The organism is Candidatus Poribacteria bacterium, from assembly GCA_026706025.1.
Classification (GTDB): domain Bacteria; phylum Poribacteria; class WGA-4E; order WGA-4E; family WGA-3G; genus WGA-3G.
The window spans coordinates 23,353-38,102 of the sequence record JAPOZO010000085.1 but is presented as its reverse complement, the minus strand read 5'-3'; the positions used below and the strand labels follow the sequence as shown (position 1 = coordinate 38,102).

21 protein-coding genes and 1 pseudogene are annotated in these 14,750 nt (G+C 46.6%); 14 read left to right on the top strand and 8 right to left on the bottom strand.

Annotation, left to right across the window (positions count from 1 at the left end):
* Position 1: 1 nt before the first annotated feature.
* The 12 genes from OXH00_21580 to OXH00_21525 all read left to right on the top strand — a co-directional run bounded on the left by OXH00_21580 (position 2) and on the right by OXH00_21525 (position 5,691).
* Positions 2-160: a hypothetical protein gene (locus OXH00_21580; GenBank protein MCY3743613.1), complete on the top strand. Its 159-nt coding sequence runs from the start codon at positions 2-4 to the stop codon at positions 158-160.
* A 54-nt stretch (positions 161-214) separates the two neighbouring features.
* Positions 215-523: a hypothetical protein gene (locus OXH00_21575; GenBank protein MCY3743612.1), complete on the top strand. Its 309-nt coding sequence runs from the start codon at positions 215-217 to the stop codon at positions 521-523.
* 17 nt (positions 524-540) lie between these two features.
* Positions 541-762, top strand: a complete 222-nt coding sequence (locus OXH00_21570; protein MCY3743611.1) for a hypothetical protein — start codon at positions 541-543, stop codon at positions 760-762.
* A gap of 14 nt (positions 763-776) precedes the next feature.
* A complete protein-coding gene (locus OXH00_21565; protein MCY3743610.1) occupies positions 777-971 on the top strand; it encodes a hypothetical protein in 195 nt (64 codons plus the stop codon).
* 178 nt (positions 972-1,149) lie between these two features.
* On the top strand, positions 1,150-1,287 hold the full coding sequence (locus OXH00_21560) for a hypothetical protein (GenBank protein MCY3743609.1): 138 nt from the start codon (positions 1,150-1,152) through the stop codon (positions 1,285-1,287).
* A 70-nt stretch (positions 1,288-1,357) separates the two neighbouring features.
* Positions 1,358-1,588, top strand: coding sequence for a hypothetical protein (locus OXH00_21555; protein ID MCY3743608.1), 231 nt, complete (start codon positions 1,358-1,360; stop codon positions 1,586-1,588).
* A gap of 38 nt (positions 1,589-1,626) precedes the next feature.
* The gene (locus OXH00_21550) at positions 1,627-1,926 is read left to right on the top strand and encodes a hypothetical protein (GenBank protein MCY3743607.1); all 300 of its coding nucleotides are present in this window, start codon (positions 1,627-1,629) and stop codon (positions 1,924-1,926) included.
* 50 nt (positions 1,927-1,976) lie between these two features.
* Positions 1,977-2,198, top strand: coding sequence for a hypothetical protein (locus OXH00_21545; protein MCY3743606.1), 222 nt, complete (start codon positions 1,977-1,979; stop codon positions 2,196-2,198).
* 172 nt (positions 2,199-2,370) lie between these two features.
* On the top strand, positions 2,371-2,865 hold the full coding sequence (locus tag OXH00_21540; protein MCY3743605.1) for a hypothetical protein: 495 nt from the start codon (positions 2,371-2,373) through the stop codon (positions 2,863-2,865).
* Between the two features lie 39 nt (positions 2,866-2,904).
* Positions 2,905-3,597 carry a tyrosine-type recombinase/integrase gene (locus tag OXH00_21535; GenBank protein MCY3743604.1) on the top strand — a complete coding sequence of 231 codons (693 nt, stop codon included), beginning with the start codon at positions 2,905-2,907 and terminating at the stop codon, positions 3,595-3,597.
* Positions 3,598-3,601: 4 nt separating this feature from the next.
* Positions 3,602-3,784 (top strand): hypothetical protein, encoded by a 183-nt coding sequence (locus tag OXH00_21530; GenBank protein ID MCY3743603.1) that lies wholly within the window; start codon positions 3,602-3,604, stop codon positions 3,782-3,784.
* 44 nt (positions 3,785-3,828) lie between these two features.
* On the top strand, positions 3,829-5,691 hold the full coding sequence (locus tag OXH00_21525; GenBank protein MCY3743602.1) for a ParB/RepB/Spo0J family partition protein: 1,863 nt from the start codon (positions 3,829-3,831) through the stop codon (positions 5,689-5,691).
* Positions 5,692-6,020: 329 nt separating this feature from the next.
* Here OXH00_21525 and OXH00_21520 read toward each other — a convergent pair whose 3' ends face one another.
* The 5 genes and pseudogenes from OXH00_21520 to OXH00_21500 all read right to left on the bottom strand — a co-directional run bounded on the left by OXH00_21520 (position 6,021) and on the right by OXH00_21500 (position 10,426).
* Complete coding sequence (locus tag OXH00_21520) at positions 6,021-6,665, bottom strand: hypothetical protein (protein ID MCY3743601.1); 645 nt, start codon at positions 6,663-6,665, stop codon at positions 6,021-6,023.
* Between the two features lie 74 nt (positions 6,666-6,739).
* On the bottom strand, positions 6,740-7,720 hold the full coding sequence (locus OXH00_21515; GenBank protein ID MCY3743600.1) for a tyrosine-type recombinase/integrase: 981 nt from the start codon (positions 7,718-7,720) through the stop codon (positions 6,740-6,742).
* Positions 7,657-8,487: a hypothetical protein gene (locus tag OXH00_21510; GenBank protein MCY3743599.1), complete on the bottom strand. Its 831-nt coding sequence runs from the start codon at positions 8,485-8,487 to the stop codon at positions 7,657-7,659. The genes OXH00_21515 and OXH00_21510 overlap by 64 nt, the downstream gene beginning before the upstream one ends.
* Positions 8,488-8,502: 15 nt before the next feature.
* Positions 8,503-8,910: pseudogene (locus OXH00_21505) on the bottom strand (nucleotide-binding protein).
* Between the two features lie 532 nt (positions 8,911-9,442).
* Complete coding sequence (locus OXH00_21500; GenBank protein ID MCY3743598.1) at positions 9,443-10,426, bottom strand: toll/interleukin-1 receptor domain-containing protein; 984 nt, start codon at positions 10,424-10,426, stop codon at positions 9,443-9,445.
* A 374-nt stretch (positions 10,427-10,800) separates the two neighbouring features.
* Between OXH00_21500 and OXH00_21495 the strand changes: the two genes are divergently transcribed.
* On the top strand, positions 10,801-10,980 hold the full coding sequence (locus tag OXH00_21495; protein MCY3743597.1) for a hypothetical protein: 180 nt from the start codon (positions 10,801-10,803) through the stop codon (positions 10,978-10,980).
* 33 nt (positions 10,981-11,013) lie between these two features.
* Positions 11,014-13,062, top strand: coding sequence for a putative glycoside hydrolase (locus OXH00_21490; GenBank protein ID MCY3743596.1), 2,049 nt, complete (start codon positions 11,014-11,016; stop codon positions 13,060-13,062).
* 195 nt (positions 13,063-13,257) lie between these two features.
* Here OXH00_21490 and OXH00_21485 read toward each other — a convergent pair whose 3' ends face one another.
* The 3 genes from OXH00_21485 to OXH00_21475 are packed head-to-tail and all read right to left on the bottom strand — an operon-like array spanning position 13,258 to position 14,670.
* Positions 13,258-13,740, bottom strand: a complete 483-nt coding sequence (locus tag OXH00_21485; protein ID MCY3743595.1) for a hypothetical protein — start codon at positions 13,738-13,740, stop codon at positions 13,258-13,260.
* Positions 13,741-13,769: 29 nt separating this feature from the next.
* Entirely contained in the window at positions 13,770-14,186 is a 417-nt protein-coding gene (locus OXH00_21480) for a hypothetical protein (GenBank protein MCY3743594.1), read from the bottom strand.
* The gene (locus tag OXH00_21475) at positions 14,158-14,670 is read right to left on the bottom strand and encodes a hypothetical protein (GenBank protein MCY3743593.1); all 513 of its coding nucleotides are present in this window, start codon (positions 14,668-14,670) and stop codon (positions 14,158-14,160) included. The genes OXH00_21480 and OXH00_21475 overlap by 29 nt, the downstream gene beginning before the upstream one ends.
* Positions 14,671-14,750: the final 80 nt, after the last annotated feature.

Here is a 14,750-nt window from a genome sequence, read left to right as displayed (position 1 = left end):
CATGGAATTGTATGAGTTTAAGCATCTCAAGACAGGCAAAAAATATACCGTTTTCATGGATAAGGAGAAGGCGGCGAAACAAATTGCCGAGTTGAACAAAGATGGTAAGGTTTGGGAAATGCGACTCTTTTTTGAAGCGATATTTGATGAAGATTGGTAGACACAAACAGGGCGCGCCTTTCAAGGCGCGTCCACAACCAAGGGGAAAGTTAACATGAGTAAGGAATTGGAAGGTTTTGATGACCTTATCGCGAATTTTGAAGCATTCAAGGCGGAACATGCAGATGTGAAGTGTCCCAAGACATTCCACGTCTACATGGTCAAAGATGAAAATGTGTGGGGCGACTGGAAACGGCAGTTCGTGTTAGACCTTCAAAAACTCGGTTTCGCGTATAGTCGGGAACATCAACGCTTTTACTGGCACAATCATTTGAACCTCAACGCCGTCCTCGATTTACGGGATAACAAACTCATTGACGCGGTTTTGTATCCAGCGAAGGGGCGCGTTGTGGATTTAGGATAAGGAGGCACAGCAAAGCAATGGCAAGGCGAACACCACCACTAAAGCGATTTCGCAGACGCGTGGAGCAGTATATACCGGAAATTGAGGAATCCGTTGGCTTTCCGACCGATCAGGAATGGCTGGCACACGTCCTCGCAAAAATTCAAGAACTCTCTGACCCTGTTGACACCGACCAACTTGCACGACTCAGTGCATTGATTGAAGTCTGGGGAATAGACAGAGAGACGGACGGAGAATAAAGGGGGAAGCGAAAATGTTATTAGCGAAAGCCACGAACTTGGAGACCGGTGTGCAGAGCAGTGAGTTTATCGTCTGCGCTGACTGCTACAGCAAACTTGATGATGCCTTCGGCTACGCCAACGCGGAAGTCAACACAGACATCGCGATCTGTGAGGTTGAAGCGGATGTTGAGGGTGTCTGTGAGCAGTGTGGCACAGAAAAAGACTAACGCAACGCTGGTGCGTATAGTGGGGTTCGATTCCCTGCTTGCGTATTGTATCCGCAACGGGCGGGTACGCGTTAGGGCAGGCTGACCGCCAAACCGACCTACCCTAACATCGCAGAAAGGGGTTACCCCTTTTCAGTTATTTTACAACCGGACGGCTTCATCCGTCAAGGAGTCAATTGTGATTTACATCTTTTTCGGTGCTTTCATGATTCTGTTAGGGATCGTGTTGGTGAAGTATGACATCCACAAACAGCGTCGTGACCGGTCAGAACGTTTACGCCAGCGGGCGCGCTACGTTGTCCGTCGCGACCGATAGAAATGCGGGGGCAGTCACCTGCCCCGCATCACTTGAAAATGTGAAAATGTGGTATAATAGGAGGCAACAAATGCCGAACTACGATTTCCAGAAAGACCAATTCCATCTCTTTTTTTCTAACGGCGATGCACTTGCCTATCTCGACCGAGAATCGCTGCGCGCGCTGTCCACTGTGTTGTCTGCTGCCTTGAACGCCGACCAAGTGGAAATGCCTGTTGCCGTGATTGAAGATATGCTGGAGCAAATCCACGAGATGGACATCAAATTCGCCAAAGCCGAGTTAGCGAAAGCGGAACTCTGATAGGTGGGGGGGCGGGTGACCGTCCCCTAACACGACACATGAAACACATCAGACTCAAGGTCGCACAGCGCTACCTTCAACGCTACGCTGACGTGTGTTACGCCCGTGAGGAAGTCCATATTGAGTGTATAGACACAACCGGTAAAACCCCGAAATGCACCAACGCCCTAATGTTATTAAAGGGACGGACGGCTCGGATCGCGCGGTACACGCCGACCACGAAAGTCTATCTGAAAAGGAGAGGCAGCCCCATCGCTGAGATTACAGTCGGGTTGCCAGAGGTCACAGGCTTCTTTGAGGCGACCACCGGTGAATTTACACAGGAGATCCCATACTGATGTTCCTTTAGAACAACACGCGAAAAAACCGACGAAATAGGAGATTGACGATGGTAACCAAATTCCAACTCATAAACAAGGAAGGGAAAGTCCTCGCGGACGGAGAGATTGAAAACGATGTGTATCGTGTGTTTTCTGCTCAATTCCCTAACGGCTACAAAGAATTCAAGCATCTTGAAGATATATATGCCGAATGTGGGGGCAACGCCATTCAGCCTGAAATGTTCTGTAGCCCCGCATCCACACGACAGTTAGGTTTGTTTGACGAGTAAAATCGTATGAGGCAGGGGCGTGGCGATGCGCACCTGTTTTAAAATGAAAAAAAGGAACACCCGAAAACGGAAAAGGAAAATCACGCCAAAGCAGCATCCTTTGCAAAAGGTCGTTGTCTCCATAAACCCGCGGTATTACAAGGGGTTACCGCATTCCCTTAATGAAGTCTTTATGGCAATAAACGCACACAATAAAGCCTCCTACGGTATTCAAGAGCAATCGGATTCTGGCGATTTTCTTGTGTTTTTTCAGACGCGCTGGAGACCGCATCGACAGGCTTTGATCGTTTTGAGTGAAACGTCTGATAACAATCCTATTATCGTCTACGGCGTGCTGCCTGAATGCGACTTTGGGAGTGGCGAAGGTGTGTTTATGCAAACGCTCGGCTACGACATTCGCTGGCAGGACATTGTAGAAATTGATTGGGGGATTTTCACGCGTTTCGTCAATACAACGTGTGATATTTCTGTCCACAATGCGACGCTGAATCCGACGGGGGATGAAGGAAACAATATCGCTTTCTCAGGTGATAAAAACTGGCTAAGTCCTGCGCTCAGAGCGGGTATGATCCGGACAGGGAGACCCTCGACGATGGAGGAAAGTTTTGCGTTCGCAAATCACCCAACATGGCAAAAACGTGCCAGAGAATTCAACAAAAAACGCTAAGAGGCAGGGGAGCGGCAACGCGTCCTTGAACACCACTACATGAAAGGAACAAGACCCCTCACCAACGCAGAGATCCGAAAAGTCCGCGACGCTTTCAGTGGCACTTATGCCCAACGCAATCGCGGCTTGTTTATGCTCGGCGTGTCCATCGGCGGACGTGTCAGTGAATTACTTGCACTCACTGTCGGCGATGTTTGGCAAAATGAGCAGCCGGTCACCGACTTCCAGTTTGACAAGAATATCGTCAAAGGTGGCGAGACCGCACGGACGATCCCTGTCAACTCTGATGGACGCACAGCGATTGAAGAAATCATCGCGTGGCACCGCGCCTACTTTGGTGTCGTGCATCCCGATGTACCGTTATTCCCTTCACAGAAAGGCAATACGGCGATTAAACGCCAAGCGGTTCATAAGATTCTCAATGACGTGTTTGCCAAAGCTGGACTGACCGGCAAATTGGCGACACATACCCTGCGGAAAACTTTCGCGCAACGGCTCTATCAGCAATGTAACGACATTTATGTTGTCCGTGAGTTACTCGGGCACAAAAATGTGATTACGACGCAGGCTTATATCGGCATCAACTATGTTTCCGCACAGGACGCGGTCGAAGCGATGTCATTGACTGCCGAAGAGAACCCGACCGATCCGTTGGACGACTTTGAACCGGAGACCCTTGTCGCCAAAGTTATTGAATTCGGCTACGAGGTGCGCTTACGCATGGAGAAATGATTTTATGGACACCAAACGACTTTTCAAAGCGATCGGTATCTCAATCGCGGGTGTCGGTGGCACTTACGGCTTAGTTTATGGCGCGATATGGCTCTTTACGCAGCTCCCCTTATGGGTGACGATCGCCAGTATGATAACCTTCGGCATCGTGGTCTGCACCTTCTGTGTCTACAAAGCATTGAAATAACGAACACAAGGCAGGGGCGCGGCGACGCGTCCCTGAAAATCAAAATGGCAAGCACCCGCTACGGTCGCATCTATCACGGCGACCATCACCACAATAACATCAAATTCGCGTCGTCCGCGGCACGCGAAAAGTTTATAGAGGCATTCAAGAAATATCACGACTCACACGACCATGACGGCGAAGTGCCACGCTTTGAAATCGTCAAAGCTGCGGATATAAAAAGTTATGAACGCGGACCGAAAGAAGCAGGGCGGACGACGATAGATGGCTATTCACAGGCGGAGATCAAGGAATACCACAACAGAGATTACCCAGATACCTATACGCATTACCGTCCCCCGACGTGTTGCGTCTCACCGATGATCGTCTTTGATAGGGAGTTTATCGACTCCGGTACGTTGGAACGCCACGAACTCTCCAGTGTCTTTGGCGATATACCGGATTCGGAATTTGAGAGCCTCATGGCATCTGTCAAGGAAGATGGTTTCATGGACCCGATTATCCGCATCCATGAAGGTCAGATCCTCGATGGCTGGCATCGGTATCGCGCTGCCCTACAATTGAACCTCGTCCGAAAACTGATGTTCTCCAACTGGAACACAGAAAAGGAAGGAGAAGCCATTGCCTTTGTCTACGCGCGTAACCTTGAACGACGGCACTACACGCCGTCGCAACGGGCGCAGATCGCTGTCTCGATCAACGAGCGTTTTGGGTGGGGTGGTGATCGGAGCAAGGGTTCAAATGAACCCTTGAAAACCCAAGAAGAATTGGCGAAAGGTGCGAAGGTCTCAAAATCGAGCATCAAGCGTGCCGTTCAGGTCGAGAAGGCAGGCGAAAGCAAAGCCGTTATCGACGGTGAGAAAACATCGTCTGAAGTCTTGGGGATCAGGGAAAAGGAAAAACTTCGCAAGCAAAAGAAGCAACTCTGCAAGTCGATGTGGGATACCCGTCAGGAAGCTGTAAAGATTTATATGGGCGACGGGGACAGTGATCTCAACGAATTATCGCTGCCGCAACTTGAAAAAGGGTTTGAGAAAAACAACCCCGCCTACGCAGAGGCGTTTGTCGTTGCCATGAAACGCACAGGCTTCTTTAGTCTCGAAAACTGTATCGAGAAGCTACTCCAAACGGATGTCGAGATAGAGGTGTTGCAAACCGAACACAGGGCATTGCAAACATACATCGGCGATCTGCGGAATTGGGAGCGTCCGGACTGGTCACCGGATACCAACTGGATACTGCCGTTGATCGAGCAGAAAAAGAAAGCCGCGTCTGTGGAGAAGGCGAAGCCTGAACCTGAAGATGACGTGAAAACGCTGTGGGAGAAGGTCACCGCCGCGATGCCGAAATGGAAACAGAAATACAAAGAGACGGGTTACAAGGAAAGCGAACTTGTCAGTCGTGCGAGTAAATCGCAGTTGATAAATGCATTGCGCGCCTATCGTGAATCTGATGAAAACGGCGCAGCAACGGTCGAAGAACTCAAAGACCTCTTGGATCTGATGAAAAGGACTTCCTACCCGTTCTACCGCCGCGTGCGGAAACAACTCGGCGGTTTACAACCCTCTGAACCTGAAGAAACCCCTGAACCGTCGGAATCCGGTGACCAAACGCCCGCAGAAACACCACAAACCTGTCCGGACGATGAGATGGATGCCGAAGATCCCGATGAAGATACATCGCTTGCGGAGCTGAACCTACCGAGCCTCAAAGGGCTACTCGATACGCTTTTGGACGCTGTGGGACCGGTTTCACATTCCATCGGGAAAGAAGATTTTTCGTGTGCGGTTTTTGACCTACTCGCGGAATACGAAAGCCGGGAATTCACCGAGCGTGAGCAGCTCTCTATGTTGATTGATTGCGCGCTCATGCTAATTGTTGAATCCGAATCTTACCCTCACGCTTAATCCTGATTGGCGGGGTTTTTGACCCCGCCTCACACAAACGGAGACACAAACGCATGTGCCGTCCAACCCCACCGGCAGGAGTTTGAGTCAAATTGAGAAGTATAAACCGAAAAAACCGGGCCACAAGGAGGACACATAGTGATGAAGTGCCAACAGTTATTTAGACCACAAATCAGTAGGCTAAGACAAGTATTGTTGCTCAAATTCGACCCGTGTCAAATATCCTCAACACCGATTTCTGTCTCTCGTCGCATATGAAAACACAGATACATAATAATGGTGCAATCAACAGTTCATAACAGATATTATAGGCACGTAATAATTACAAGTTATCGAAATCGTAGACCTGCTTTCTTTTTCATACTAACTCTCGGTAAAGATTGGTGTTTGGAGTCAATTAACTCTATTTCCAAAACTTCAATACGAACACAGGAGACGATATACGCAGGGGTATCCTCACTATGACTTTCTATCGTTTCACGTTCAAAACTGAAAATTTCCCCTTTAATTTTGAGTCTGTGTTCGTAACCGGGTAGATCGGACATTTTAAGTATTTTAGGCGGGTAGAGATCGTCTATCTTTCGCAACGCATTGTAGGCAGACGGGTTGTAAATCGTAGAGATGACGAGGCCAATAGGTCTATTCGGGTCCTTATAGAGTTTTATGGGTCCTGGCTTATCAAGTATCGCATTGATTTCCATTTCCCATTTTTTTGCCTTAGACTCAATTATACCGCCATCGGGATTGAAAACAAGATCGTAGTTTCTACCATAGCGTCTGTGAAGTCGATCTGTCGTAACACCTTCAACAAAGATTGTATCCCCGATTTTCAATCTTTGTTCGCTGGCGGTTTTTTCCCAATCCAACTGTTTTATAGTGTCAGTTTTTTCCGTCTCCGACTTTTTCACGCTGTCGAGATTGCAACCCGGTAATACAAACACTATTAGCAGTAAGATAAACGTAACACCCCGCATCGTCCGTCTCCTTTTGTGTTTTAATCAGTGGGGTCACTGTCTACAACGTATAGTCTATATGATCTATTTCTTACTTATCGCTTTCCGTCCTTAAATCTTGCAATTGCGCCACGCTCGACAAACTGGGCGCGGGTATAGTGTGCTGGCATCCCCGGATCTTTCCACCGCCCCGCAGTCTGAATGTCCACAAGAGACGCTCCCGACTCTGCCAGAGACACAGTTGTTCCAATCCGCAGTGAGTGTCCTGATACCTTCTCTGTCAGTCCCACCTTGGCTGCACTTTGCTTGATAATCTTTCGCACACCGTCTGCGGTGAGCGCGAATGGCTCACCGGTGTTCTTGTTGACGTAGAGGTTATCACCGCGCGCGGTCATACGCCGAAATAGATAGCCTTCCATCAGCCCCGACCGTTCCAACCATTTACCGACCATCTGGCGGGTGTCGGTACACAGATAGAGATACTCACCCTGTCCTTCCTGATCTGTCTTGGAATGGCGAACCCGGAGCGTGTTGTCCTCAAGGTCGTCTATACGAAGTTCCACCACTTCGGAAATACGGAGCAGCCCGTCGGACATGACCCGCAGGATAGCGGAGTTGCGAGTACCGCGGAGCGTGCCGTCTGCCTCTTGAACTGCACAGATTTTTTCGACTTCACGCCATGTTAAGCCGTTTCGCTGTCCCCGTCCTCGGTCGCGACCCTCTCGACGGATACCCGCCAGTGTCGCAGCGGTGATAGGAAGTTCGACCGGCTTTCCGTTATTCCGATACTTCAATAGCCACTTTACTGCGGAAACAGCGATTGAGATTGTCCCTGGTGCTTTGCCTTCGTCAAACAGGTCTGTGATATACTGGGCGAGCAGCCCGTCTGCGATCGGGCGACCGCGGAGCCACTCGTCAAATTGTTTCAGAGCCTGCCGGCGGTTGCGTAGCGTGTTTTCGGCAAAGGACTTCTCCACAAGCCCTGCTGTCGGCTCCGGTATGAGTTCCTGTGTTATTTCGGTTGAGGGGACAATCGAAGTTTCCGGCGGGTTTCCGCCCAGTCTTTTGTTTTCCATGCCAACCTCTGTGAAATAGAGTCCATTAATTTCTTGTAGTCACTACGTCGCGCTAAATACAATTGAACGTAGCATTTTAATGCTGATTCTAATAATACGTTAAAAAAACCTATAGATAATGTTAAATCTGCGCGCAGTTTAAAGAGGTTTTCTTCCGGGGTTCGTTTCAACATAGAAGTGGTATTGAAATTTCCATGTGCGTAAGAGCTTAAGAGTGAATGAAAGTCATGGCGATAGTCAGCAAATTCAGGGGGTTCTATTTCGTAAAATTCCAACCCCTGTTTAAATTTGGCTTTCGGGTCGGTATGCGACCATTGACTTGGAGATTTTGGCTTTAAATTTGAGTCGAACATTTTATTGTATATATCTTCAGGAAGATTTTTTTTATTCAATTCCATGTCCTCTTTATCAACCACAAACTTTAGGTAGCGGAGATATTCATGACCTTTTTTATTTTTTCTGTCCCGCATGATATAAGCAAGATCAATTAGAAATTCCTGTGCGGTTCGTTGTGCGTGTGCTAATGCCGTAGACATATAAGCGGTATTGTCTATTAACCCTTGAGATATGAATATACCGTCCTGATAGCTATTCCTGATATTCACAAACAAATGTTGCATAACCATATCAGCATAGTTATCATAGTAATTCAACTTAATATGAGCGTCTAATTGCCTGATTTGAATATAGTCGTCAATAATGCCAACTACTTCTTGTTGATCGTTTAGAATTTTTGCTATATTTTCAAGAGAGAGAGTTTTTGCCATGTTAGCCTCCTTGTGTTACTCTAATATAGATTCTCGTTGCAACACTCTGCGGATTTCCTCGAAAGCTGCCCCTATTTTCCCTTTTGGAAATGGGATATGTATAAGTCCATGAATGTTACTAAAATCCTGACAACCTTCTTCCAGTAAAATGATTGCCCTTTCAAAACCGAGCCTACCTTGAAACAAGCCTGCTTCGTGAATTACATTCTCACGAGCATGTAGTGAGCCGTCGGCTTGTTCGTCTTCGCCTGTCATGATCAAGAATGCCATACGGGATTCGTCTAACATTTCTTTAAGGCGGTTGCCGGTAAACTGACCAGCTGTTGAAACACGATTGAATTCTTCATAAGGAAGCCCTAATGTACCCTCTATAAAATCCTTAAGTTCTCGCCATACAAGTGAATGACCATGCCCGATAAAGATTTTCTTATTTTCGTTATTCACGGTGTCATTATTTGTAGTCTGTTGAGTGTTGTTTAGCAATTCCTCGTATAATTCCAACTGTCCACAAATGCTTTCCAAATCATTAATCCAACGAGATATACCATTCTCATGATCGGTTATTTGTTGATCCAAACTTGGACTACCTACTATGTAGAAAACTGGTTCCCCATGCGAATCTGGTAGCGGAGATTCGTCAAATAAAGTGCCAAACAGTGTTTTGTTGTAATCGGTCCATTTCCATGTTTCTCTTTTTAAGTTATCAAAATCTTCTTCTGAAGATATTTCAGTCTTAAGCAGTTTCTTGCCTTCCTCAATCCGTCTGCGTATCTTTCCAGAGGCTTCTGCTTTTCTTACACGTAACTTGGGATTTTTGCTATCTGTCATAATATCTCCTTAAGGACTTTTCAACCAGCCAAACGGTCGGCTTTGGTGTTAGTTCCGCAGTCGTTTCGGTCGAGGGGACTATAGCCATTTCGTTTTTCATGCGAACCTCTTTACCTAAAATCGGTTATTATATACCCCTTAAATAAAATTCCAGTATGGCATTGTAATAGGATTGATTAAAGGATAATTGCGATGTTTTACTTAGTAAAATACACAAAGTTCTACCCCTGTTTGTGAGAGGAAACCCGCTGAACTCAAAACGACGAGAAGAATCTTTATTATCCATAATGTACCGCTTCTGGTAACGAGCAATTTGCGTCTCGTATACTGGATCAACCATAGATAGATTTATTAATCTTTCTTCCTCAAGTAGCATTAATTCTCTCTGGCTAATTCCATATTTCTGTAATCCAGAAAACTTAGAACCACTTATCAAGACAGAACTCTTACCAATAAAATCACAAATTCGTATCTCTGGTGCCTCTTCTATAGTAAATTTGCCCCGACCAAGAATAAAAACCGCTAATGATGCCAATTTTTGAAAGGATTTTGCACTTTCTGCTGATATTTCTGTAATGATGCTATTCGCGTGATCAAGTGAAAAATTATGTGCTGGTATAGTTTTTGCACTACTAATTTTGTTCTTAAATCGCATTCCAGTATATTCTTCTACGCTGTCATGTTCTATAATTGAACTTATCAGCTTATCAAAACCGTCATTATAGTTTTCGGCAAAAGAAATATAAGTTAATTCACTTAATGGTATTTGGTTGCCCACCTTGTAATTCTCTATTTCGCAATCATTTATTTTCAAACATATCAACCAGTTATTATCTGGTTGTAGTGTCTTATGTTTTTCACATGCCAGAGTTAGTTCCCTTCTCATATCGCTCTGTTCTTTTTTTCTTGAGGCTTCCGAAAAACACGCTAAAAAATGATCACAGTTGTCTATTTCTTTTTCGGTATGATTTTTAAAACTTACTCCAGCAGGCGAATCTTCCGCATACCAGAAAGTCTCAAATCCATAGTTTTCTAAATCACGATGCAATACTTCAATAAACGGTCGGTCTTCCTCTACGCACGAAATAAAAACTTTTTTCTTCTCTTTCATTGATATAAACCTCACTTTTAAATTCAATCAAAAATAAGTCCAAAAATTCTGTATATTCTATCCTACCACATTCGTACCTGTAATTCCACACTTTTCGCAAAGTATAGAGTGAAAAAAAAAACCGCTCAGAATCCTCTACAACGCCTTTCAGAGAATGCCCCTGTGGTAGACCCACCCTATACCCAAAACATGCCACAGCCGTTGACACACACCCGAAGATTGACACATCTCACTACGCACACCCGCCAGAAAAGCAACTTTGTTGTTAAAATAGATTTGACCTTCACCTAAAAAGGTGTTTTTGTTATAATGCACTGTGGTGCATCTTCAAGTATATCTGGATGGATAGAAAGCCCATCAGTAGGAAGGCTCCGATGAATCAGAAGCAGAACTTACCCGTCGAAATATATGAGGCACTTGGCGAAACCTCGCTTTTATTACAAGGTTTTAAACCCACCGCGGTCCTCTTTACCTATATGAATACCCGTGGAGTGGTCGTGCTGGTGTACCGGCACGGACTCTTGGAGTATTCCGTCAGACCGGCACAAAATTGAGGGTGTGGATGGGTGACCGTCCGCGGATAGAGCATGGGATATATCCATCTTGGCATACGGATCGTTTTCTATTTCGTTTTTTCGTTTGTTTTGGCATTCCCCGCATTCGCAGAAGACACCTGGATGCCGGATCCGAATCTACGACGCGCTGTCAGGGCAGCACTCGGCTTAGGGGCCAATGATCCCTTTACCCGTGATGACCTGCTCAAACTCCATAGACTCGATCCCTATAGATATGGGGTGAAAAGTCTCATCGGTCTCGAACACGCGAAGAATCTTACCTGGTTCTCATTTGCTGAAAATGACGTGACAGATCTCTCACCACTCGCAGGACTGACGCAGCTTGAACTCTTATATGGCTGGTCAAATAAACGACTCTCCGACATTTCCGCGCTCGCGGAACTGACGCAACTCCACACTTTGAATCTCGGTGTCTGTCATATACAAGACATCACAGTGCTGGCGAATTTGACGCAATTAGAGGAACTCACGCTCTACTATAACGAAATTTCCGACATCCGTCCGCTCGAAAACCTCACCGAACTCACCCTTTTGCGTATCAACTCGAATTATATTACAGATACAACGCCGCTGGAAAATCTCGATAAGTTAGAAACGCTCTGGATACACCATAATTCCATCGCGGATGTCAGTTTTTTGCAGTCGGCGACCTTTGATGTCCGTTATGATGAAATTTGCGAGATTCCCAGAATCCCGATCCGAGAACGCATCGCGTCGCAAAGCAAGCCGAGTTTCTTCCTTTGGGGCAAAATGCTTAACCGTCAAGACCTCTCAGAAACCGAACAGTTTTCACTTGCAGATCTGTATATGCGACGCTATGGTTTAGGGCTACGTTGGCAGTTCGTCAATGGGCGTTGGCAGTTCGTCGGACTCCTCGACGAAGCGAGAGCACAACGCGACGCACTCCTTGCAGAAAACCCAAATCTGATTTTCATTCACGGTGTCCCGTTCAGGACATTTTTCCCGGGGGAACAGTCAGAGGATTGGGAACACTGGATCCGCGATGAAAACGGCGATCGGGTTCGCGTCAACTCAGACTATTACACAGCGTATCTGATAGATTTTACGCATCAAGACGTTCAAGATATGATCATTCAACAGGCGACCGCTGCCCGCAACTGCGGACTTTATGACGGCATTTTTTTCGATTGGTGGAATGAAAATGCGTCGATACTTAACGGTTACCGGACTTATGAATCGGTGTTACGCGCACGTGAAATTGTGCTCCAACGCGTACGCGAAGCCGTCGGTGAGGATTTTCTCATCCTCGTGAACCCGAACCGCAGCAAGCCGTTTGTCTCTGCGCCCTATATCAATGGGATTTACATGGAGAACGGTCGCGATACGGCGCACGGCTATACGCTCGAAGGACTCATGGAAATTGAGGATACACTCCTCTGGGCAGAGGAAAACTTGAGGCAACCGCAGATGAACATCGTTGAAGGGTGGGGCGTTATTGTACCATCGGATGAGACATTCACAACCCGGCCCGCGGACAATAAACCCGTTGAGTGGTCGCGTGTCACTTATACCCGACCCGATCACCCGGAAAATATCCGGTGGGCGCGTCTGTTTACAGCGATGAGCCTGACGCATTCTGACGGCTATGTGTCATTTTACAACGGCTACTTTGACAAAGAACGCGTTGACGGCGCGAATTACTGGTATGACATCTATAACGCTGAACTCGGTCGTCCCATCGGGGCGCGTGCCGAAATCTATCGCAATATTGACGGCTTGTTTATCCGGGAATTTGATCACGGTTGGGCGGTCTATAATCGCTCCGGTAATGAACAACGCATCGAGTTCGGAGAAGAGGTCTCAGGCTTCGCATCTAACGTTGAAAACAACCGCTCACACACCATAGAGAATTTCGATGGCGAGATTTACCTGAAACCTCTCAAGGTTGTCAACCCCGCGGATGTTAACGGCGATGGGATCGTGAATGTGCTTGACTTGGTGATTGTTGCCAATGGCTTTGGTCAAGACGCGCCGGATGTCAACGGCGATGGGATCGTGAATGTCTTGGATCTTGTTATCGTCGCCAACGCTTTTGAATAAAATGAGAACAAAATAACGTGTTTCAATATCAGGTGTTGCCGGAGTCGGAAACATAAACTCGATTTTTCGGTGGTAACGGATGCGAGTTATCAAACCGGTGCGCGTCTGGAGCAAGCGACGCAGGCTTTTATCAACTGACTCACCTCCTGTCATCCCAACGTCTAAGATGTGCATGGTTTTTCTCCTCGCTGGACATCACGGCTTTTGTAAATTATTTATCAGTTTTCGCTCGCCATCTAAAAAGTTATCAATGTTACCGATAAAGTACGTGCAGCCTTCCTCTAAACTCTCTCGAGGTCCTGTATACAAATTGTGGTATTCAAATGAATTAAAAGCACCTCTCACCACAACACAAGAAAGGGCTATCAACCCTGTTTTCTTACCACTATTGGCTGTGCTTTCCCATCCGATAATACGCATCGTGTAATCAAATGGATGCGAATGATCGCTTAGTGGAACGACGCTAACATCTGGCAACTGCCTTAATTCGCGCTTGATATAAGTCTCAACAAGCTTAGCAAAAATCGGATCAGGATGTGTCTCGCTTTCCGGGACATATACCCTAAATGTGAAAAGTTTTTCGGGAGCCGGTTGTACTTGTGAGTTGGCTTTGAAAAGTATGCCAGAGCCGAGTAAAATGAGCAGTATAACTGCCGAAGTGAAAAATCTACCTTTCATCGTTTCCCTCCTCTTTTTTTTTCATGATTTTACGCAAGAATTTCGACGGTGCTGATACCTGCCGCGGTCAGAATTTTCTCCTGCCACTTCGTAAAGGATTGCCCCCGCTTTTTTTCAAAATTATCTCGGTTCAAGAAATTTTTACGAAGTTCCTCAAGCGTCTGATAAGTCTCTACTTTGCCACCGTCTACCCCAATAGCAAAAGCGTATGTTGTGTCAAGAATGTATAGAATATAGTTACATGATGTTACACTATCGGCTGTCTTATAGAGCGTATAGTTGTAAGTCAACGGATATGGCTCCCAACCCGGATCGCCGGGTTCAAGCACGCTTTCATCATCAAAATCCGCATCCTCATCAAAATCCGGTACATCTACACTTACAATTTTCTCGCCCTCAAACTGGAGATCCATTTGATCAGGACGTTTCAATGTTATCATTTTCATGTTTTATGCACCATTTCGCTCTCGCATAGCGCGCAGCTGCTTTGTTAGAGCATTCTGCGCATCGCTTTCCGACACGGACGGTTTCAAAAAACGGGGGGAGCTGCTTGTAGCTCTTACCACAATCAACGCACATAGCTTCGGCTTTACTTGCTGCGTTTGTGTTTTCTCGATCGACGTTTCCTTTCATGTCTCCCCGTTTCAAGGACCCTGTAATCGCCTTCTCTGACGAACCCTCTCGCTTTCCACTCGGCAGCCGAGGTTCAAACTCTATGGTAACAAGATCGCTGTCTGCCTGGTGCGCAGCCCTGTAAGCCCGCAAAACTTTATCGCGCCCGAAAGCGAGGTTCGTTTTACCGAACCTTTTCAAATGGATCGGGATCAGGACGAAACTGCGATCTTTTTCGGGGGCCCCCGTAACAACAGGAAGCGTTTCGAGAGCCGCCTGAATCTGTTCCTTTGAGAACGTCAAGTCAACTTTTTCCATAGAGATACCTCGCTACATAAACATGCGCAGGCTATAAGATTCCATGACGAACGCATGCTGGATCACGAAATGCCCCATCG